Here is a 20,498-nt window from a genome sequence, read left to right on the forward strand (position 1 = left end):
GCCCTCTGTCGGATCGCCCCGCACACCCCCTACCATCCGACCCCCGTCCCCGACCGCACTCGCATCACGAGGAGACTCTCCGTGGCCACCGACGCACCACCACCCCAGAAGGGCAGCCCCGACGAGCGGCCGGCGATGCCCTCCACCGAGGAGTTCGTCGAGGTGCAGCAGAGCGCGGAGTTCGGTGAACTGCGCCGTGCGCACCGCTCGTTCGCCTTCCCGCTGACCGTCGCCTTCATCGCCTGGTACCTGCTCTACGTCCTGCTGTCGAACTACGCGGGCGACTTCATGGGCACCAAGGTCCTCGGCAACATCAACGTCGCCTTCGTCCTCGGACTGGCCCAGTTCCTCACCACGTTCCTCATCGCCTGGTGGTACTCGAAGCACGCCGCCGCGAAGCTCGACCCCAAGGCCGAGGCCATCAAGTCCCGGATGGAGGGCGGCGCATGAGCCCCGCAGTGCACGTGCTCGCGGCAGGAGAGGCGAGCGAACACCGGCCGCTGATCATCGGCCTCTTCTCGGTGTTCGTCCTCGCGACGCTCGTCATCACCGTCTGGGCCGGCCGCCAGACCAAGGACGCCTCGGACTTCTACGCGGGCGGCCGGCAGTTCACCGGCTTCCAGAACGGCCTCGCCGTCTCCGGCGACTACATGTCCGCCGCGTCCTTCCTCGGCATCGCCGGCGCCATCGCCCTCTTCGGCTACGACGGCTTCCTCTACTCCATCGGCTTCCTCGTCGCCTGGCTCGTGGCGCTCCTCCTGGTCGCCGAACCGCTGCGCAACTCCGGCCGCTACACGATGGGCGACGTCCTCGCCTACCGGATGCGCCAGCGCCCCGTGCGCACCGCCGCGGGCACCTCCACGATCGTCGTCTCGATCTTCTACCTGCTCGCGCAGATGGCCGGCGCCGGCGTCCTGGTCTCGCTCCTGCTCGGCATCACCTCGGACGCGGGCAAGATCGGCATCGTCGCCCTCGTCGGCGTCCTGATGATCGTCTACGTCACCATCGGCGGCATGAAGGGCACCACCTGGGTGCAGATGGTCAAGGCGGTGCTCCTCATCGCGGGCGCCATCCTGCTGACCTTCCTGGTGCTCCTGAAGTTCGACTTCAACATCTCCGACCTGCTCGGCACCGCCGCGGACAACAGCGGCAAGGGCGCGGCGTTCCTGGAGCCCGGCCTCAAGTACGGCGCCACCTCCACGTCGAAGATCGACTTCATCTCGCTCGGCATCGCGCTCGTCCTCGGCACCGCGGGTCTGCCGCACATCCTGATCCGGTTCTACACGGTGCCGACCGCCAAGGCCGCCCGTAAGTCCGTCAACTGGGCCATCGGCATCATCGGCGCCTTCTACCTGATGACGATCGCGCTCGGCTTCGGCGCCGCCGCCCTCATCAAGCCGGAGGAGATCATCGCCTCCAACCCGGCGGGCAACACGGCCGCGCCCCTGCTCGCCCTGCATCTCGGCGGCACCGACTCCAACTGGGGCGCGATCCTGCTGGCCTCCATCTCGGCCGTCGCCTTCGCGACGATCCTCGCCGTGGTCGCGGGCCTCACCCTCGCCTCCTCCTCCTCGTTCGCGCACGACATCTACGCGAACGTCATCAAGAAGGGACAGGCCTCCGAGAAGCAGGAGATGAAGGCCGCCCGCTGGGCCACCGTCTTCATCGGCATCGTCTCGATCGCCCTCGGCGCCCTCGCCCGCGACCTCAACGTCGCCGGCCTCGTCGCCCTCGCCTTCGCGGTCGCCGCCTCCGCCAACCTGCCGACGATCCTCTACAGCCTCTTCTGGAAGCGCTTCAACACCAACGGAGCCCTGTGGTCGATCTACGGCGGCCTGTTCACCGCCGTCTTCCTGGTGCTCTTCTCGCCGGTCGTCTCCGGCAACCCGAAGACGTCGATGTTCAAGGGCGTCGACTTCCACTGGTTCCCGCTGGAGAACCCCGGCATCATCTCGATCCCCGTCGGCTTCCTGCTCGGCGTCCTCGGCACGTACCTGTCGAAGGAGAAGGCCGACAAGGGCAAGTACGCGGAGCTGGAGGTCCGGTCCCTGACCGGCACCGGAGCCCACTGACGGACCCGCGCGCACCGTGCTCCCGCCCCGGCCGGAGCACGGTGCGCTGGTAGCTCTCTACGACGGGAGCACCCCACGCTCGTGGGATCACCGGCCTCCCCGCTGTCGGCGGCGTCACGTAGGCTCGGTCGTGTCAGGCAGAACGCGATCACAGAACGCGACCAGGGAGGGGGCCCACGTGCTCATCGACACCTACGGCCGAGTGGCCACCGACCTGCGGGTCTCACTGACCGACAAGTGCAATCTCCGCTGCACCTACTGCATGCCCGAAGAGGGCCTGCAGTGGCTGGCCAAGCCGGACCTGCTCACCGACGACGAGATCGTCCGGCTCGTCCGCATCGCGGTCACCGAGCTCGGCATCACCGAGGTCCGCTTCACCGGCGGCGAGCCCCTGCTGCGCCCCGGCCTCGTCGGCATCGTGGAGCGCGTCGCGGCCCTGGAGCCCCGCCCCCGCATGTCCCTGACGACGAACGGGATCGGGCTCAAGCGCACCGCCGAGGCCCTCAAGGCCGCGGGCCTGGACCGGGTGAACGTGTCGCTGGACACGCTCCGTCCCGACGTCTTCAAGACCCTGACCCGCCGCGACCGCCACCAGGACGTCATCGAGGGACTCGCCGCCGCCCACGAGGCGGGCCTGACCCCCGTGAAGATCAACTCGGTCCTGATGCCGGGGCTCAACGAGGACGAGGCCCCCGAGCTCCTCGCCTGGGCCGTCGAGCACGACTACGAGCTGCGCTTCATCGAGCAGATGCCGCTGGACGCCCAGCACGGCTGGAAGCGCGACGGCATGATCACCGCGGGCGACATCCTCGCCTCCCTGCGGACCCGCTTCGAGCTGACCCCGGAAGGCTCCGACGAGCGCGGCTCCGCCCCGGCCGAGCGCTGGATCGTCGACGGCGGCCCGCAGCGGGTCGGCGTCATCGCCTCCGTCACCCGCCCGTTCTGCTCCGCCTGCGACCGCACCCGCCTCACCGCCGACGGCCAGGTCCGCACCTGTCTGTTCGCCACGGAGGAGACGGACCTGCGGGCGGCCCTGCGCTCGGACGCCCCCGACGCGGAGATCGCCCGCATCTGGAAGCTCGCCATGTGGGGCAAGAAGGCGGGCTCCGGCCTGGACGACCCGACCTTCCTCCAGCCCGACCGCCCCATGTCGGCGATCGGCGGCTGAGTCCGCCGGTCCGCTAGCCGGCTTCGGGCCGGGTCTCCCACTCGGCCAGCGTCACGACGTCCTTGAGGAACCCGCGCACCCCCAGGAACTGGCTGAGGTGCTCACGGTGCTCGTCGCAGGCCAGCCACGTCTTGCGGCGGTCCGGAGTGTGCAGCTTCGGGTTGTTCCACGCGAGCACCCAGACCGCGTCGGCGCGGCAGCCCTTGGCCGAGCACTGGGGGGTGGCGGGCGACGGTTCGGAGAGGTTCGCGAGGTTCACGCCCCCACCCTAAAGGCCCGGGAAATGGCGACGCCGAGCAGCCACGGGGGGAGCTGCCCGGCGTCGGTCCGTCGCTCCGACGGGGGATGCGGAGCGCGTACGCAGTATGCCACGCACACCCCTGGCCCCGGCACCGGAACAACATGATTGATCTGAGCTTTTCTTGAGCTTCGCCCCGGCCTCGCACCGGCCTCGAGAGGGTCTCGTGCAGGCCTCCGGGCAGGCTCCGAGACGGCGGAGCCGGACGCGGCTGCCGCTAGCGGCGGTCCTCCGCCACGGGTTCCGCCGGAGCGGCCGACGGGGCGGCGGAGATCATCGGGCGCAGGGGCGCCGTCACGAAGGTCGAGGGCAGCGCCGGCACGTTCTCCCGGCCCGCGTTCGCGATGACGACGGCGACATAGGGGAGCAGGGCGCCGAGGATCAGCGTCACGATCGCGACAGGACGCTGCACGTCCCAGAGCACCGCCGTGAGAATCACCGACACGGTGCGGATCGACATCGAGATGACGTAGCGGCGCTGCCGGCCCCGCACGTCCTCCGCGAGCCCCTGCCGGGCTCCGGTGATCCGGAAGACCTCTGCTCCGCCGTTGCCGTTGCGCTTCCGCATCACATTCCACCACCCGCAAGGTCGCCGGACTCTCCCCGGACCGGACTGCACTCCACGGTACGCCCGGGCCGTGCCGCCCACGAGACCGGGGGACACCCGGACGGGCCGTGCCGACTGCGCCGTCCCACGTACGGCCCGCCCCGACATGCGTCGTACGGAGTACGGCCGGAGACTGATCGCACGCGTGCGGCATGTGCCGCGCGCCCGGCGCCGTTTGAGGAGGCGACGACATGAGTTGGTTGTGGGCGATCATCGTGGGTTTCGTGCTGGGTCTGATCGCGAAGGCGATCCTTCCGGGCAAGCAGCAGATCCCACTGTGGCTGACGACGGTCTTCGGCATCCTCGGCAGCGTCCTGGGAAACTGGGTGGCCACCGGCATCGGGGTCAACGACACCCGGGGCATCGACTGGACCCGGCACCTGCTCCAGCTGATCGGCGCGGTCGTCGTCGTCGGCGTCGGCGACTGGCTGTGGACGTCGATGCGCGGCACCAAGCAGCGGGAATCGGCCTAGCCTCCGGCCCGCCCGGAGAAGACGGCGAAGGCCCGGCCCCGCGAGAGCGCGGGGCCGGGCCTTCGGCCGTACAACGGATGCGGGCGTCAGCCCGGGAACTCAGCCCGGGAGCTCAGCCCGGGAGCTCAGCCCGGGAGCTCAGCCCTGGACTCAGCCCTTGAGCTCCACCGCGGCCAGGTTCTTCTTGCCGCGGCGCAGCACCAGCCAGCGCCCGTGCAGCAGCTCGTCGGTTGAGGGCACGAAGTCCTCCGCGGCGACCTTCGCGTTGTTCACGTAGGCGCCGCCCTCCTTCACCGTGCGGCGCGCGGCCGACTTGCTGGCGACCAGGCCGACCTCGGCGAACAGGTCGACGGCCGGGGCCAGCTCGGTGACCTCGATCCGCGGCAGCTCGGACAGGGCGGAGGCGAGCGTCGCCTCGTCCAGGTCCGCGAGGCTGCCGTCGCCCTGGCCGAACAGCGCCTTCGACGCGGAGACCACGGCCGCCGTCTGGTCGGCGCCGTGCACCAGCGTCGTCAGCTCCTCGGCCAGCGCCCGCTGCGCGGCCCGCGCCTGCGGGCGCTCCTCGGTCTGCCGCTCCAGCTCCTCGATCTCCTCCCGGGACTTGAAGGAGAAGGTCCGCAGGAACTTGGAGATGTCCCGGTCGTCCGCGTTCAGCCAGAACTGGTAGAAGGCGTACGGCGAGAACATCTCCGGGTCCAGCCACACGGTGCCGGACTCGGTCTTGCCGAACTTGGTGCCGTCCGCCTTGGTGAGCAGCGGGGTGCCGATCGCGTGGACGACGGCCTCCGGGTGGACCCGGTGGATCAGGTCGGTGCCGGAGGTCAGGTTGCCCCACTGGTCGCTGCCGCCGGTCTGCAGGACACAGCCGTACTGCTCGTACAGCTTGAGGTAGTCCATGCCCTGGAGGATCTGGTAGCTGAACTCGGTGTAGCTGATGCCCGCGTCCGAGTTGAGCCGCCGCGAGACGGCCTCCTTCGCGATCATCTTGTTGACCCGGAAGTACTTGCCGACGTCGCGCAGGAACTCGATGGCGGACAGGCCCGAGGTCCAGTCCAGGTTGTTCACCATCGTCGCCGCGTGCGGGCCCTCGAAGTCGAGGAACTTCTCCACCTGGCCGCGCAGCCGCTCCACCCAGCCGGCGACGACCTCGGGCGAGTTCAGCGTGCGCTCCGCCGTCGGCTTCGGGTCACCGATCAGACCGGTGGCGCCGCCGACCAGACCCAGCGGACGGTGTCCCGCCTGCTGGATGCGCCGCATGGTGAGGATCTGCACCAGGTTGCCCAGGTGCAGGCTGGGCGCGGTCGGGTCGAAGCCGCAATAGAACGTGACCGGACCGTCCGCGAATGCCTTGCGCAGCGCGTCCTCGTCGGTGGACAGGGCGATCAGCCCGCGCCACTTCAGTTCGTCGACGATGTCCGTCACGGTCTGAGTCTCCTCGTACGTACCTGATGAATGAAGCTGATGAAGCAGATGAAGCAGATGTAGCTGGATGAACGCTGCCAGTCTATGGGCGTCAGACGCCCTGGCTGACCGAGCTCATGTTGAAGTCCGGCACCCGCAGGGCCGGCATCGCCGCCCTAGTGAACCAGTCGCCCCACTCGCGCGGCAGCGTCTTTTCCGTGCGCCCGGCCTCGGTGGCTCGCCCGAGGAGGTCCACCGGCGACTCGTTGAACCGGAAGTTGTTCACCTCGCCGACCACCTCGCCGTTCTCCACGAGGTACACGCCGTCCCGCGTGAGCCCGGTCAGGAGCAGGGTCGCCGGGTCGACCTCGCGGATGTACCAGAGGCAGGTCAGCAGCAGCCCGCGCTCCGTGTCCGCGACCATCTCGTCCAGGGAGCGTCCCGTGCCGCCGTCCAGGATCAGGTTGTCCCCGGCCGGCGCGACCGGCATCCCGGTCAGGGCGGCGCTGTGCCGGGTGGTGGACAGCTGCCGCAGCTCGCCGTCCGCGATCCACTCCGTGGCGCTCACCGGCAGCCCGTTGTCGAACACCGACGCGTCGTCCCCGGAGGAGTGCGCCAGGACGAACGGTGCGCACTCCAGACCCGGCTCGTACGGGTCGCTGCGCAGCGTCAGCGGCAGGGGGCTCAGCCGCTCGCCGACGCGGGTGCCGCCGCCCGGCTTGCTGAACACGGTCCGGCCCTCGGCCGCGTCCCGCGCGCCCGCCGACCACAGCTGGTAGATCAGCAGGTCCGCGACGGCCGTCGGCGGCAGCAGCGTCTCGTACCGCCCGGCGGGCAGGTCGATCCGGCGCTCGGCCCAGGCGAGGCGCTGGGCGAGCTCGGCGTCGAGCGCCCCCGGGTCGACGTCCTTGAAGTCCCGGGTGGAGCGGCCCGCCCATGCCGAGCGGGTGCGGTCCGGCGACTTCGCGTTCAGCTCCAGCGTCCCGTTCGGCTGGTCGTGCCGCAGCCGCAGCCCCGTCGACGTCCCCAGGTAGCTGGACGTCATCTCGTGGTTCGCGAAGCCGTACAGCTCCCGTCCGCCGGCCCGCGCCCGGGCGAACGCCTCGCCGAGCGCGGGCGCGAAGTCGGCGAACACCGCGGAGGACGTCTCGGCCGGCGCCTCGGTGAACGCGGCGGAGTGCGGTACGCCGTCCACGAGCGGCTGCGCGTCCTCGGCGGGTCCGGCCTTCGCGGCGGCCTCCTCCGCGGCCCGCACCAGCGGCTCCAGGTCGGCGGCCGTCACGGCGGCCCGGGACACGACCCCGGTCGCTGTGCCCTCCTTGCCGTCGACCGTCGCGATCACGGTCAGGGTCCGGCCGCGCGTCACGCCGTTCGTCGTCAGCGCGTTGCCCGCCCAGCGCAGATTGGCGGTCGAGGTCTCGTCGGCGATCACGACACAGCCGTCGGCCCGCGACAGCTCCAGGGCGCGCTCGACGATCTCGTACGGCTTGGTGGAACGCGGGCTCATCGACCGGCCTCCTGCGTCGTGTTGAGGATGTTGACGCCCTTGAACAGGGCCGAGGGGCAGCCGTGGGAGACCGCCGCGACCTGGCCCGGCTGAGCCTTGCCGCAGTTGAAGGCGCCGCCCAGGACGTACGTCTGGGGGCCGCCGACCGCCGCCATCGAGCCCCAGAAGTCGGTGGTCGTCGCCTGGTAGGCGACATCGCGCAGCTGCCCGGCGAGCCGCCCGTTCTCGATCTTGAAGAAGCGCTGGCCGGTGAACTGGAAGTTGTAGCGCTGCATGTCGATCGACCAGGACCGGTCGCCCACGACGTAGATGCCGCGGTCCACGCCCGCGATCAGGTCCTCCGTCGACAGACCGCCCGGGTCCGGCTGGAGCGACACGTTCGCCATCCGCTGCACCGGGACGTGCCCGGGGGAGTCGGCGTACGCGCAGCCGTTGGACCGCTCGAAACCGGTCAGCTTCGCGATCCGGCGGTCCAGCTGATAGCCGACGAGCGTCCCGTCCTTCACCAGGTCCCAGGACTGCCCGGCCACGCCCTCGTCGTCGTAGCCGATCGTCGCGAGCCCGTGCTCGGCCGTCCGGTCGCCCGTCACGTTCATGATCTCGGAGCCGTACTTGAGCTTGCCGAGCTGGTCGAACGTGGCGAAGGAGGTGCCCGCGTACGCCGCCTCGTAGCCGAGCGCGCGGTCCAGCTCGGTGGCGTGCCCGATCGACTCGTGGATCGTCAGCCACAGGTTCGACGGGTCCACGACCAGGTCGTACGAACCGGCCCGCACGCTCGGGGCGCGCATCTTCTCCGCGAGCAGCTCGGGGATCTGCGCGAGCTCGCTCTCCCAGTCCCAGCCCGTGCCCGTCAGGTACTCCCAGCCGCGCCCGACCGGCGGCGCGATCGTGCGCATCGAGTCGAACTCGCCGCTGGAGTCGTCCACGGAGACGGCGTTCAGCTGCGGGTGGAGGCGGACCCGCTGCTGCGTGGTCACCGTGCCGGCTGTGTCCGCGTAGAACTTGTTCTCGTGGACGCTGAGCAGCGCGGCGTCCACGTGCGACACCCCGTCGGCCGCGAGCAGCCGCGCGCTCCAGTCGGCGAGCAGCCCCGCCCGCTCCTCCTCCGGCACGGAGAAGGGGTCGATCTCGTACGAGGAGACCCAGGTCTGCTCCGCGTGCACCGGCTCGGCCGCCAGCTCGACGCGCTCGTCGGACCCGGCCGCCTTGATCACCTTCGCGCTCAGCTGCGCCATCGCGACGGCCTGCGATGCCACCTTCGCCGCCGCGTCCATCGTCAGGTCGACCCCGGACGCGAAGCCCCACGTACCGCCGTGCACGACCCGCACCGCGTAGCCCAGGTCCGTCGTGTCGGAGGAACCCGACGGCTTGGCGTCCCGCAGCCGTACCGCCGCGCTGCGCACCCGCTCGAACCGGAAGTCGGCGTGCTCGGCGCCCAGCGCCCGCGCGCGGGCCAGCGCCGCGTCGGCGAGCGCCCGCAGCGGCAGCGCCGTGAAGGTTTCATCGATCGTATGAGGCACGAATGTCTCCCTTTCGTCACCACCGTGAGCCCCGATCATGTCGCGCGGCGGGGGTGCGCGGCCAGACCTTTCTGTAGGGACTCGACAGGGACTCGAGGGCGGCGCTGTGGATGGTCGATTCTCCGTACCCCGGGTCGTACCGATAGGTTTCCGAGGTACGACGACCGCTATCGAAAGGGTGATCCGTTGAGCCGCTCGGTTCTCGTCACCGGAGGAAACCGGGGCATCGGCCTCGCCATCGCCCGCGCATTCGCGGAGGCCGGCGACAAGGTCGCGATCACGTACCGCTCGGGCGACCCGGCGGAGCTCGAGAAGCTGGGTCTTCTCGCCGTCAAGTGCGACATCACCGACGGCGAGCAGGTGGAGCAGGCCTACAAGGAGATCGAGGACAAGCACGGTCCCGTCGAGGTCCTCGTCGCCAACGCCGGCGTCACCAAGGACCAGCTCCTCATGCGCATGTCCGAGGAGGACTTCACGTCCGTCCTCGACACCAACCTCACGGGCACCTTCCGGGTGGTCAAGCGTGCCAACCGCGGCATGCTGCGCGCCCGCAAGGGCCGCGTCGTGCTGATCTCCTCCGTCGTCGGGCTGCTCGGCTCCGCGGGGCAGGCGAACTACGCCGCCTCCAAGGCCGGTCTCGTCGGCTTCGCGCGCTCCCTCGCCCGTGAGCTCGGGTCGCGCAACATCACCTTCAACGTCGTCGCCCCCGGTTTTGTCGACACCGACATGACCCAGGCGCTCACCGACGAGCAGCGCGCGGGCATCGTCGCCCAGGTCCCGCTCGGCCGGTACGCGCAGGTCGAGGAGATCGCCGGTGTGGTGAAGTTCCTGACCTCGGACGACGCCTCGTACATCACTGGAGCCGTCATCCCGGTTGACGGCGGACTGGGAATGGGTCACTGACGAACATGGCTGGAATCCTCGAGGGCAAGAAGATCCTCATCACCGGTGTGCTGATGGAGTCCTCCATCGCCTTCCACGCCGCGAAGCTGGCCCAGGAGCAGGGCGCGGAGATCATCCTCACCGCCTGGCCCCGGCCCACGCTGACCGAGCGCATCGCGAAGAAGCTGCCGGAGCCCGACAAGGTCAAGGTCCTGGAGCTCGACGTCTCCAACGACGAGCACCTCGCCCGCCTGGAGGGCCAGGTCCGCGAGCAGCTGGGCGACCGCCTCGACGGCGTCGTGCACTCCATCGGCTTCGCGCCGCAGGACGCGCTCGGCGGCAACTTCCTCAACACGCCGTTCGAGTCCGTGGCCACGGCCATGCACGTCTCGGCGTTCTCGCTGAAGTCGCTCACGATGGCGCTGCTGCCGCTCATGTCCGAGGGCGGCTCCGTCGTCGGCCTCACCTTCGACGCGCAGTTCGCGTGGCCGCAGTACGACTGGATGGGCCCGGCCAAGGCCGCGCTCGAGGCCACCAGCCGCTACATGGCGCGTGACCTGGGCAAGCAGAACATCCGCTGCAACCTGATCTCGGCGGGCCCGCTCGGCTCCATGGCCGCCAAGTCCATCCCGGGCTTCGGCGAGCTGGCCTCCGTGTGGGACACCCGCTCCCCGCTGGAGTGGGACCTGAAGGACCCGGAGCCGGCCGGCCGCGGCATCGTCGCGCTGCTCTCCGACTGGTTCCCGAAGACCACGGGCGAGATCATCCACGTCGACGGCGGCCTGCACGCCATCGGAGCCTGACCCCCGGCCCGGATGGGCCCCGGATGGGTCAACAATCCGGGCCGTCACGAGGGACCTCCACGCACTCTGGGTGCGGGAGGTCCCTTCGTGCGTCTCAGCCACCGGATAGCCACCGTTCTCGCGGCGCTCGCCCTGGTGGGCGCCGGCGCGGACAGCGTCGCCGCGCCCGAGCCCTTCGGGGCCGGGTGCCGGGTCAGGGTCGACGGGTCACGGGTGAGCGCGACCTGCCACAACCCGTACCCGGCCGTCGACCGGGTCGCCCTGCACGTCGAGTGCGACCGCTGGTGGGACATCGACACGGACACCGCGCCGCGCGCGGTCGGCCCGGCCGAGACCGTACGGCTCGCCGGGCGCTGCTGGAAGGACGTACGCAGCGCCTGGGTCAGTCACCGGAAGGCGCGGTGAGCCGGCCCGACCGGCACAGGAACGCGTAACCGGCCGCCTCCGTCGCGGCGGTCTCCGCGTCCCCCTCACGGATCGCGTCCACCAGCGCCGTGTGGTCCATGTTGTTCTCCTCCGTCAGCCGCTCGCCGACGTCCTCGCGCAGCCAGTCCCGCAGCACCTCGCCGAGGTCCGCGTACATCGCCGTCATCACGTCGTTGTGCGACGCGGCCACCACCGCGAGGTGGAACGTCGAGTCCGCCGTCACGAACGCCTCGGCGTCGCGCGCCTCCCACGCCTCCTCCCGGCGCAGGAGCAGGGTGTGCAGCTGCTTCAGGTCCCGCTCGGTGCGCCGCTGCGCGGCCAGTGCGGCGGCGCTCGACTCCAGCGTGGAGCGCAGCTCGGCGATGTGCCGCGGATCGGCGTCCGCGAACCGCCGCTGCATCACACCGGCCAGCTCGCTGGTGGCCACCACGTAGGTGCCCGAGCCCTGCCGGATGTCGAGGAGCCCGTTGTGCGCGAGGGCGCGGACCGCCTCGCGCACCGTGTTCCTCGCCACACCGAGCTGCTCGACGAGCTCCGGCTCGGTGGGGATCCGGGAGCCCACCGGCCACTCGCCCGAGGAGATCTGGGCGCGCAGGGCGGAGATGACCTGCTCGGACAGGGCCGAGCGCCGGGGGGAGGTCAGTGCCATGACGTTCCTTCGTGCTTGCTCGTACGAACGCGGAGGGGCGGGCCGAGGGGCGGGCCCCCAGGTCCAGTGTGACGCAATCCGATTGGACAACCAATCATCCCATGATTCTAATATGGGTCTCATGGCTAGTGAGGAAACCCCGACGATGGCACCACCGACCGCCCCGACGAGCACCCCGACCGCGGAGTCGGTCAAGAGCACCGCCCCACGCACCTGGGCGCTGCGCCTGGTGACTGTCGGCATCGTCCTCGCCGCCCTGAACCTGCGCCCCGCCGTCACCAGTCTCGGCGCCCTCCTCGAAGAGGTCCGCGACGGGCTCGGCATGAGCGGCAGCGTCGCCGGCGTCCTCACCTCCGTGCCGCCGCTCTGTTTCGCGCTCTTCGGCTCGATGGCCCCGCGCCTCGCCAAGCGCTTCGGCCCCGCCGCCGTCGTCTGCTTCGGCATGGCCGCCATCGCCGCCGGCCTGGCCCTGCGCCCCTTCACGGGGAACACGGTCGCCTTCCTGGCCGCCACCGCCCTCGCCCTCATGGGCATCGCGGTCGCCAACATCCTGATGCCGGTCGTCGTCAAGCGCTGGTTCCCCGACCGCGTCGGCTCCATGACCGGCCTCTACTCGATGGCCCTGGCCGCCGGCACCTCCACCGCCGCCGCGATCACCGTCCCGGTGACCGACGCCATGGGCGGCGACTGGAAGGCCGGCCTCGCCGTGTGGTCCGTGCTCGCCGCGGCGGCCGTGCTGCCCTGGCTCCCGCTGGTCCGCGACCGGCGCGACCGGCAGGACGCCGGACAGGCCGCCCCGGCCGTCGAGTCCGTGCCCGCCGAGGCCGACGGCTCCAGGCTGCGCATCGCCCGCAGCCGCACCGCCTGGGCGCTCGCCTGCTTCTTCGGCCTCCAGGCCACCGCCGCGTACATCACCATGGGCTGGATGGCGCAGATCTTCCGCGACGCCGGGGTCTCCGCCTCGACCGCCGGAGTGCTGCTCGCCGTCTGCATGGTCATGGGCGTGCCGCTCGGCTTCGTCATCCCGCGCGTCGCCGCCCGGCTGTCCAGCCAGGGCCCGATGGTGATCTTCCTCGGCGCGTGCGGCCTCGCCGGCTACGCGGGCCTGTACTTCGCCCCGGCCTCCGGCGCCTGGATCTGGGCGGTCCTGCTCGGCATCTCCAACTGCTCCTTCCCGCTGGCCCTCACGATGATCGGCATGCGCGCCAGCACCGGCGCCGGCGTCGTCAAGCTCTCCGGCTTCGCCCAGTCCACCGGTTACCTGATCTCGATCCCGGGCCCGCTGCTCGTCGGCGTCCTCTACCAGCACAGCGGCGGCTGGGGCGTGCCCATCGCGCTGATGGCCGCGCTGATGGTGCCGCAGATCGTGGTCGGCGTCTTCGCCGGACGCAACCGCACGGTCGAGGACGAGGCCGCCGCGGCGGCCTGACCCCGGGGGCCGGACGGCGGGGGACGGGTGCGACACTTGCCGCATGTCGCCTGTGCTCGAACCCAACCCCCAGAACGGCCAGAAGAAGCTTCTCGCCGTCTTCGGCGCGATGCTCGCCATCACCGTCGTCATCGCCGTCATCGCGACGATCGTCTCCCCGTGACCGGGTGACCCGGCCCGGCCGCGCGCCGGAGGGTGGGGATATCTCCACCGTCCCCTAGGGGGCCAGGGTCAGGGTCGAGTGGGTGGATCACCGGATGGGCCCGGGCCCGTCCGGTCCGTACCGTCGAAGTGTCGCCCCGACCGGGCGGCCCACCGCGGTGGCGGACCGCGGCGCCCACGGACCCGGAGGCAGCCATGCAGGCCCCCACGCACACCCGGACCCACCCGGCGGCGACGGGTGGCGCGGACACCCGGCTGCCCTGGTGGGCGGTCGTCCTGCCCGCCGTCGCGTTCGCGGCCCTGCTCCTGCTGATCCTCAACCCGGCGGACGCGCAGGCCGCCGCGGGCGACCCCACCTTCACCCACGTACTCGAACGCGCCAGGGAACTCATCCAGCGCTGAGCCGCCCGCACGGCTGTTCACCCGTGCCGGGCGAGCGCGTCAACTCCCTGCGCCTCATGGCCGGTTTCGTGCGAAGCTGGGATCCATGAGCGTCGCAGAACCCCGCAGGATCGTCCTTTTCCGGCATGCCAAGGCGGACTGGCCGCAGGTCTCCGACCACGACCGGCCGCTCGCCGAGCGGGGCCGCAGGGACGCCCCCGTCGCCGGCCGCAGACTGGCCGACTCCGGCATCCCGTTCGGCCTGGCCCTCTGCTCGACCGCCGCCCGCACCCGCGAGACCTGGAAGCTCGCCGTCGCCGAGCTGCCCGAGCGGCCCAGGACCGTGTACGAGGAGCGGATCTACGAGGCCTCGCCGGGCGAGCTGATCGCCGTGCTGAACGAGACGCCGGACGACGTGCGCGACCTCGTCCTCATCGGCCACAACCCCGGCGTCCAGGCCCTCACCGAGATCCTCGCCAAGGACGCCGAGGGCGACACCCGGCAGCGCGTGGACCGGCGCGGCTTCCCCACGGCAGCCTTCGCCGTCCTCACCTTCTCCGGCCCCTGGAAGAGCCTGGAGCCCGGCACCGCGACCCTCGTCGACTACTGGGCGCCCAGCGAGTGACACGCACGAGGCGCGGGCCCCGGAAGGACCGGGACCCGCGCCTCACGTCTGCCGTCCGGCAGTTCAGCCCTCATGCGTGTCCGCGGCCTCGACCTCTTCGCGGGTGATCCCGAGCAGGTACAGGACCGTGTCGAGGAACGGCACGTTCACCGCCGTGTGCGCGGCCTCGCGCACCACCGGCTTCGCGTTGAAGGCGACCCCGAGGCCCGCCGCGTTCAGCATGTCCAGGTCGTTCGCGCCGTCGCCGATCGCCACCGTCTGCGCGAGCGGCACCCCGGCCTCCGCGGCGAACCGGCGCAGCAGCCGCGCCTTCCCGGCCCGGTCCACGATCTCGCCGGTGACCTTGCCGGTCAGCTTCCCGTCGACGATCTCCAGCGTGTTGGCCTGCGCGAAGTCGAGCCCGAGCCGCTCCTTCAGGTCGTCCGTGACCTGCGTGAACCCGCCGGACACGACGCCCACTTGGTAGCCGAGCCGCTTGAGCGTACGGATCAGGGTGCGGGCCCCCGGCGTCAGCCGGACCTCGCTCCTGACCTTGTCCACGACCGACGCGTCGAGCCCCTCCAGGAGCGCCACGCGCGCGTGCAGCGACTGCTCGAAGTCCAGCTCGCCCCGCATCGCCGCGGCCGTCACCTCGGCGACCTTGTCCTCGCAGCCCGCGTGCGCCGCGAACAGCTCGATCACCTCGTCCTGGATGAGCGTCGAGTCGACGTCCATCACGACGAGCCGCTGCGCGCGCCGGTGCAGACCGGCCGCGACCACCGCGACGTCCACGCCCAGGCGCGCCGCCTCCGTGGCCAGCGCCGTGCGCAGCCGCTCCGTCTCCGTGCCGGACACCGCGAACTCGACGGCGGTCACGGGGTACTTGGCGAGCCGGAAGATGCGGTCGATGTTGCCGCCGGTCGCAGTGATGGACGCGGCGATGGCGGCCGTCGACTCGGCGGTGAGCGGGTGGCCGAGGACCGTGACCAGCGAGCGGCCCACACCGCGCGGCCGGTTGTCACCGGTGCCGGAGATGATCTCGGCCTGCATCCGGATGGACTCCGCCCAGCTGTGGACGGTGGCCCGCAGCTCGCCGTCGAGGCCGGCCGGCGGGGCGGTCACCAGGGCGCACAGGACGATGCGGCCACGCGTGACGACCTGCTCGATGTCGACCACGTCGACGGAGTAGGCGGCGAGGGTGTCGAACAGTCCGGCCGTGATGCCGGGCCGGTCCTTGCCGAAGATCTTGACCAGGAGAGTCGGGACATCGGCCGCGAGACCGGCCGGGGCGTCAGCAGGGTGCTGGGGCTGCGAAGCGCTCATGATGTTTCTACGTTATCGGGCCTGTGTACGAAGCCGCTGCCGCGGTCCGAGTGCCGGACACGGCTGCTTCGTTGTCGGGTGCGGGTCCGGTGGGGCTTCTCGCGCAGTTCCCCGCGCCCCTGAGATGCATGGCGCTTCGCGCCGCATCTCCCCGACAAAGGCGCCGGGCGCCTTTCATCTGGGGAAGGCGCGGCGAAGCCGCAGCCTTCCAGGGGCGCGGGGAACTGCGCGACCAGCCCCCACCGGCCCGCGGCCCCGCGTCGACCTAAAGCCCCCCATCCGTAGGAGGAGGCGGCGGCGGAGGCGGAGGAGGCGGCCAGGACGCGGAGCGCGGACGCTTGGAGGGCCGCGGCGGCCGGAGCGGCGCCGCCATCGTGGGCGCCGCCGAGACATCGTCCCGCACCTCGCCCCGGGGCGGATCGGGCTCCGGCTCCCGATACGGGTTCTCCGGGATGTCCGGCGAACCGTACGGGTGGGGCGGGTCGTACGGCCCCGGCTGCGGACCGGCTGCCTCGGGGGCCGACAACGGCGCCGCGCGGGCCCCCGCGGCGCCGGTCCACACGGCCGACAGCGCCCCGCAGGCCCCCGCAACCGCCCCCCACACCGCCCCGAGCAGCAAAGCCACCCCCGTACGACCGTGCAGCTCCACGCCCGCGCCGAACGCGTCGAAGCCCAGGACCGACAGGGACGAGGACGCGGAGACGTCCGTGAGCCGCACCAGGAGGGGGAGGGCCACGGCGGTGACCACGCCGAGCCGGAGCGCGCAGTGCGCCGAGAAGACGAGCACGCCCTGGCGCGGCCCGCGCGGGGTGCGGGCCGCCGTGAGGACCCCGGCGCACAGCATCATCAGGGCCGCGGCCAGGGGCAGCAGCCACACCCGCCCGTCCAGCTCGGCGAGCCTGCCCACCGTCACCGGCTCGTCCGCCGACACCCGGAGCAGCTCCCCGAGCGGGTCCGGCAACAACTGCGCGAGCCCACCCGTCGCCGCCCCGTCCCAGGGCACGAACAGCCCCAGAGGCACCGCGAGCCACACCCCGTTCGGCGCCCCGAGCAGCGCCGCGCCCGCGATCCGCCGCGGGTGCTCGTCGCCGGCCATCGCGTACGCCGCCGCGGCGAGGCCGGCGAGCACCGCCACCAGCACCACCCCGACGAGCGCCGACACCGCGGGCCGCACCACCCGGTGCAGCGGGTCCAGGGCGCGCGGCAGCGGAGTGCGCCGCGACGCCAGCAGCGCGATGAGCAGCACCCCGAGCACGAACACCGCACCGCCCACCAGCGTCGGCCCCGTCCGCACCGTGAAACCCACCGACGCCTTCGCCCCCGCGAGGTCGCCGAGCCGGTCGGGCAACAGCCCCGCGATACCGCCCGGTAGCCGGTCGGTGATCCCCGCGGGCAGGCCCCCCTTGTCTGGAATGCCCCCAAGACCCAGCTTCGTACCGTCAATCGTGATGAGGTCGTGACCCGCCCACGACAACCCGCCGAGCAGTCCGAGAAAGAGGACCGCCACCGTGCCCGCGCGGGCCGCCAGCTCCCCGAAACCGACCTCGATCGCCCCTGAACGCAGGGATCGCAGGAAGAACCAGCTGAGCAGCAGCGCGCCCGTGAGCCCCACGCCCAGCGGGGCGACGTCGATCGCCGTGTGGGCCTGCGCCGTGTCCAGACCGAAGGCCGAGACGTCGCCGGACGGTGCCACGCGCCCGCCGACCCCGAGCGTCACGACCGCGGCCGTCATCGGCCCGAGGGAACCGGCCGCGTCCGCGTCCAACAGGTGCAGACCCAGCGCCGCCACCCCGACCATCCCGATGAAAGCCCAGCTCACAGCGGCGACGGCCGAGATCAGCACATCGCCGGCGAGCGCAGCACCCGGCCGCCGAGTGTGCCGGCCGGTCTCCGTCACGGACATCTTGGACCCCCCGATCCGTCCCGCAACGCCCCTGATTTCCCATTTACTCATGATCCGTAGGGAGTTGTGGGCTCTTACCACTCTCGGGGCCCGTATCTCCTCCGTCAACGGCGTGCGCGAGGAGAGGGCGGAAGAGTCTTCACAACCCCCGACGCAAGGCCCGACTTTCGGTCACGGGGGGCTTCCTGAAATAGTTCCTCACGATGTTCGACATCCCTAGACTCCCCATGACGGGGGCAAAAATCGGGGGACAACTCAGTGGGGCATGGAGTGCCTGAACTCGTACTGGAATTGAACGGCAGGACCTGGACGCTCGACCCGTCCAGGCCGTACACCCTCGGGCGTGACCCCGGGGGAGACATCGTGCTCGACGACGCCCGGGTGTCCTGGCGTCACGCCACGATCAGCTGGGGCGGCCGCAGTTGGGTCATCGAGGACCACGGGTCGACCAACGGCACCTTCGTGCAGGGGCAGCGGATCCACCAGATGGAGATCGGTCCCGGCTCCTCGGTGCATCTGGGCAACTCGACCGACGGTCCCAAGGTCAGCGTGCAGGGCAGCGCGCAGGCCGCCGCCGTGGCCACGCCGCCGCAGCAGCATGCGCAGCAGGCCCCGCAGCAGCACCAGCAGCAGGCCGCCGCACCCGCGTGGCCCCAGCAGCAGGCGCAGCAGCAGCCCCCGCAGCAGCAGGCCTGGAACCAGCAGCCGCCGGTGCAGAAGGTGCCGCAGCAGCAGGGCGGCCCGGCCGGCGCCCCGCCGGTCTACGGCGACCGCAGTCCCACGACCTTCCACCAGGTCGCCCTCGGCCGCGTGATGCGCATCGGTCGTGCGCTGGAGAACGAGCTGGTGGTCTCCGACCTCCAGGTCTCCCGCCACCACGCCGAGTTCCACGCGACGCCCGACGGCCGCTTCGAGATCCGCGATCTCGGCTCGCACAACGGCACGTACGTCAACGGTCAGCCGATCGCCAAGGGCGGCTCCCAGCTGCTCGGCCCGAACGACATCGTCGGCGTCGGTCACTCGACGTTCCGTCTGGTCGGCGACCGGCTGGAAGAGTTCGTCGACACCGGTGACGTCTCCTTCTCGGCGCGCCACCTCACGGTGACCGTCGACGGCGGCAAGCAGATCCTCAAGGACGTCTCCTTCGGCGTCCCCGAGAAGTCGCTGATCGCCGTCATCGGCCCCTCCGGCTCCGGAAAGTCCACCCTCCTCAAGGCGCTCACCGGCTACCGGCCCGCCAACCAGGGTGACGTCCTCTACGACAACCGGAACCTGTACAAGCAGTTCGCCGAACTGCGTCAGCGCATCGGTCTGGTCCCGCAGGACGACATCCTGCACAAGGAGCTGACCGTCAAGAAGGCGCTCAAGTACGCGGCCAAGCTCCGCTTCCCCGCCGACACCAGCGAGCAGGAGCGCGAGCAGCGCATCGACGAGGTGCTGCGCGAGCTCAAGCTGGACATCCACAAGGAGAAGAAGGTCACCTCCCTCTCCGGTGGCCAGCGCAAGCGTGTCTCGGTGGCCCTGGAGCTGCTGACCAAGCCGTCCCTGATCTTCCTGGACGAGCCCACCTCGGGCCTCGACCCGGGCATGGACCGCGACGTCATGCAGCTGCTGCGCGGCCTGTCCGACGACGGCCGCACGGTCCTCGTCGTCACCCACTCCGTGGCCGAACTCGCTCTGTGCGACAAGCTCCTCGTCATGGCGCCGGGCGGCTCGGTGGCCTACTTCGGTCCGCCGGAGGAAGCGCTCAACTTCTTCGGCTACGACACCTGGGCCGACGTCTTCTCCGCCTTCGAGAACTACCGCGACTACGACTGGGCGGGCCGCTGGAAGGGCTCGCAGCACTACCAGATGTACGCCGCGGACATCGACGCCGTCGCCCCGCAGTCGGTGCAGATGCCGCCGCCCGCCGCGGTCAGGCCGCCCAAGCCGCAGCCGTGGGGCGCCCAGCTGATCACGCTGATCCGCCGCTACGTCTCGGTGATCGCCTCCGACCGGGGCTTCCTCGGCCTGATGGTGATCCTGCCCGCGGTCCTCGGCGTCGTCTCGACGGTCATCCCGGCCGACTTCGGCCTGGCCCCGCCCAAGCCGCCGTCCCGGTTCAACGGCGACGCGGGCACGATCATGCTGATCCTCGCGGTCGGCATGTGCTTCTCCGGCGCGGCGAACTCGGTCCGTGAGCTGATCAAGGAACGGGTCATCTACGAGCGTGAACGGGCCACCGGCCTGTCCCGCTCCGCGTACCTGATGTCCAAGGTCATCGTGCTCGGCGTCATCACGGCCATCCAGGGCGTCATCATCTGCGCCATCGGCTTCGTCCCCCGGGACCTGCCGAAGGAGGGCCTGCTGATGCCGCCGGCCGTCGAGCTGTGCCTGGTGATCATCGCGCTCGGCTTCACGTCGATGATGTTCGGCCTCGTCATCTCCGCGCTGGTGAAGACCGCCGAGAAGACCATGCCGCTGCTGGTCATGTTCGCCATCGTCCAGGTCGTCTTCACCGGCGTCCTCTTCCAGGTCTACGGTTCGCCCGGCCTGGAGCAGTTCGCCTGGCTGATGCCGTCTCGCTGGGCCATCGCCGGCACCGGCGCCACCCTGGACCTGGCGCACCTCATGCCGCCGTGGGACCAGAAGAACCCGACCGACCTCGACCCGCTGTGGGAGCACTCGGTCGGCCAGTGGGGCATCAACCTCACCGTCCTGATCGCGCTCGGCGTCGTCTGCGGCTTCTTCGTCCAGCGTCTGCTGCGCCGCCACGAGCCCGAGGTCATGCGCAAGTAGTCACGGCTCACGTACGACGGAGAAGGGGGGGGGCCCGGGGGGGGGGGGGCCCGCGGGGGGGGGGGGGGGGGGGGGGGGGGGGGGGGGGCCCCGCGGGGGGGGCCGCCGGGAG

Annotated in this window: 20 protein-coding genes; 12 read left to right on the plus strand and 8 right to left on the minus strand. The window is 71.3% G+C overall.

Annotation, left to right across the window (positions count from 1 at the left end):
• The first annotated feature begins 81 nt into the window (after positions 1-81).
• The 3 genes from ACZ4E1_RS03395 to moaA all read left to right on the plus strand — a co-directional run bounded on the left by ACZ4E1_RS03395 (position 82) and on the right by moaA (position 3,240).
• Complete coding sequence (locus ACZ4E1_RS03395) at positions 82-450, plus strand: DUF485 domain-containing protein (protein WP_467535314.1); 369 nt, start codon at positions 82-84, stop codon at positions 448-450.
• Complete coding sequence (locus ACZ4E1_RS03400) at positions 447-2,072, plus strand: solute symporter family protein (protein ID WP_467535316.1); 1,626 nt, start codon at positions 447-449, stop codon at positions 2,070-2,072. The genes ACZ4E1_RS03395 and ACZ4E1_RS03400 overlap by 4 nt, the downstream gene beginning before the upstream one ends.
• Before the next feature lie 178 nt (positions 2,073-2,250).
• The gene (gene moaA, locus ACZ4E1_RS03405; RefSeq protein ID WP_467535319.1) at positions 2,251-3,240 is read left to right on the plus strand and encodes a GTP 3',8-cyclase MoaA; all 990 of its coding nucleotides are present in this window, start codon (positions 2,251-2,253) and stop codon (positions 3,238-3,240) included.
• A gap of 13 nt (positions 3,241-3,253) precedes the next feature.
• On the opposite strand, the gene ACZ4E1_RS03410 is transcribed toward moaA, so the two are convergent.
• Positions 3,254-3,499 (minus strand): hypothetical protein, encoded by a 246-nt coding sequence (locus tag ACZ4E1_RS03410; RefSeq protein WP_399131436.1) that lies wholly within the window; start codon positions 3,497-3,499, stop codon positions 3,254-3,256.
• 256 nt (positions 3,500-3,755) lie between these two features.
• On the minus strand, positions 3,756-4,106 hold the full coding sequence (locus tag ACZ4E1_RS03415; RefSeq protein ID WP_467535322.1) for a DUF3099 domain-containing protein: 351 nt from the start codon (positions 4,104-4,106) through the stop codon (positions 3,756-3,758).
• Between the two features lie 230 nt (positions 4,107-4,336).
• Between ACZ4E1_RS03415 and ACZ4E1_RS03420 the strand changes: the two genes are divergently transcribed.
• Complete coding sequence (locus tag ACZ4E1_RS03420; RefSeq protein ID WP_467535324.1) at positions 4,337-4,618, plus strand: GlsB/YeaQ/YmgE family stress response membrane protein; 282 nt, start codon at positions 4,337-4,339, stop codon at positions 4,616-4,618.
• A gap of 150 nt (positions 4,619-4,768) precedes the next feature.
• Here ACZ4E1_RS03420 and tyrS read toward each other — a convergent pair whose 3' ends face one another.
• The 3 genes from tyrS to ACZ4E1_RS03435 form a co-directional block, all read right to left on the minus strand.
• Positions 4,769-6,040: a tyrosine--tRNA ligase gene (tyrS, locus tag ACZ4E1_RS03425; RefSeq protein ID WP_467535326.1), complete on the minus strand. Its 1,272-nt coding sequence runs from the start codon at positions 6,038-6,040 to the stop codon at positions 4,769-4,771.
• A gap of 91 nt (positions 6,041-6,131) precedes the next feature.
• Positions 6,132-7,526, minus strand: a complete 1,395-nt coding sequence (locus ACZ4E1_RS03430; protein WP_467535328.1) for a metallopeptidase TldD-related protein — start codon at positions 7,524-7,526, stop codon at positions 6,132-6,134.
• Positions 7,523-9,046, minus strand: coding sequence for a TldD/PmbA family protein (locus ACZ4E1_RS03435; RefSeq protein ID WP_467535329.1), 1,524 nt, complete (start codon positions 9,044-9,046; stop codon positions 7,523-7,525). The genes ACZ4E1_RS03430 and ACZ4E1_RS03435 overlap by 4 nt, the downstream gene beginning before the upstream one ends.
• Positions 9,047-9,232: 186 nt before the next feature.
• On the opposite strand from ACZ4E1_RS03435, the gene fabG reads away from it, so the two are divergent.
• From fabG to ACZ4E1_RS03450, 3 genes are all read left to right on the plus strand, one after another.
• Entirely contained in the window at positions 9,233-9,949 is a 717-nt protein-coding gene (fabG, locus tag ACZ4E1_RS03440) for a 3-oxoacyl-[acyl-carrier-protein] reductase (protein WP_188339687.1), read from the plus strand.
• 5 nt (positions 9,950-9,954) lie between these two features.
• Positions 9,955-10,731 (plus strand): enoyl-ACP reductase FabI, encoded by a 777-nt coding sequence (fabI, locus tag ACZ4E1_RS03445; RefSeq protein ID WP_399131428.1) that lies wholly within the window; start codon positions 9,955-9,957, stop codon positions 10,729-10,731.
• Positions 10,732-10,818: 87 nt separating this feature from the next.
• Complete coding sequence (locus ACZ4E1_RS03450) at positions 10,819-11,136, plus strand: hypothetical protein (RefSeq protein ID WP_467535332.1); 318 nt, start codon at positions 10,819-10,821, stop codon at positions 11,134-11,136.
• Here ACZ4E1_RS03450 and ACZ4E1_RS03455 read toward each other — a convergent pair.
• The gene (locus tag ACZ4E1_RS03455; RefSeq protein ID WP_467535333.1) at positions 11,114-11,806 is read right to left on the minus strand and encodes a FadR/GntR family transcriptional regulator; all 693 of its coding nucleotides are present in this window, start codon (positions 11,804-11,806) and stop codon (positions 11,114-11,116) included. The two genes, ACZ4E1_RS03450 and ACZ4E1_RS03455, sit on opposite strands and share 23 nt — an antisense overlap.
• Before the next feature lie 121 nt (positions 11,807-11,927).
• On the opposite strand from ACZ4E1_RS03455, the gene ACZ4E1_RS03460 reads away from it, so the two are divergent.
• The 4 genes from ACZ4E1_RS03460 to ACZ4E1_RS03475 all read left to right on the plus strand — a co-directional run bounded on the left by ACZ4E1_RS03460 (position 11,928) and on the right by ACZ4E1_RS03475 (position 14,403).
• Positions 11,928-13,235 carry a CynX/NimT family MFS transporter gene (locus ACZ4E1_RS03460; protein ID WP_467535334.1) on the plus strand — a complete coding sequence of 436 codons (1,308 nt, stop codon included), beginning with the start codon at positions 11,928-11,930 and terminating at the stop codon, positions 13,233-13,235.
• Positions 13,236-13,278: 43 nt separating this feature from the next.
• Positions 13,279-13,398 (plus strand): SGM_5486 family transporter-associated protein, encoded by a 120-nt coding sequence (locus tag ACZ4E1_RS03465; RefSeq protein ID WP_467535335.1) that lies wholly within the window; start codon positions 13,279-13,281, stop codon positions 13,396-13,398.
• A gap of 194 nt (positions 13,399-13,592) precedes the next feature.
• Positions 13,593-13,799 (plus strand): hypothetical protein, encoded by a 207-nt coding sequence (locus tag ACZ4E1_RS03470; RefSeq protein ID WP_467535336.1) that lies wholly within the window; start codon positions 13,593-13,595, stop codon positions 13,797-13,799.
• Positions 13,800-13,884: 85 nt separating this feature from the next.
• Positions 13,885-14,403 carry a SixA phosphatase family protein gene (locus ACZ4E1_RS03475; RefSeq protein WP_399131422.1) on the plus strand — a complete coding sequence of 173 codons (519 nt, stop codon included), beginning with the start codon at positions 13,885-13,887 and terminating at the stop codon, positions 14,401-14,403.
• Between the two features lie 63 nt (positions 14,404-14,466).
• On the opposite strand, the gene serB is transcribed toward ACZ4E1_RS03475, so the two are convergent.
• The gene (gene serB, locus ACZ4E1_RS03480) at positions 14,467-15,705 is read right to left on the minus strand and encodes a phosphoserine phosphatase SerB (RefSeq protein WP_188339694.1); all 1,239 of its coding nucleotides are present in this window, start codon (positions 15,703-15,705) and stop codon (positions 14,467-14,469) included.
• A 265-nt stretch (positions 15,706-15,970) separates the two neighbouring features.
• A complete protein-coding gene (locus tag ACZ4E1_RS03485) occupies positions 15,971-17,608 on the minus strand; it encodes a streptophobe family protein (protein ID WP_467535338.1) in 1,638 nt (545 codons plus the stop codon).
• A 270-nt stretch (positions 17,609-17,878) separates the two neighbouring features.
• Between ACZ4E1_RS03485 and ACZ4E1_RS03490 the strand changes: the two genes are divergently transcribed.
• Positions 17,879-20,386: an ABC transporter ATP-binding protein/permease gene (locus ACZ4E1_RS03490; protein WP_467535340.1), complete on the plus strand. Its 2,508-nt coding sequence runs from the start codon at positions 17,879-17,881 to the stop codon at positions 20,384-20,386.
• Positions 20,387-20,498 lie beyond the last annotated feature (112 nt).

Source organism: Streptomyces sp. NPDC025806 (assembly GCF_055558275.1).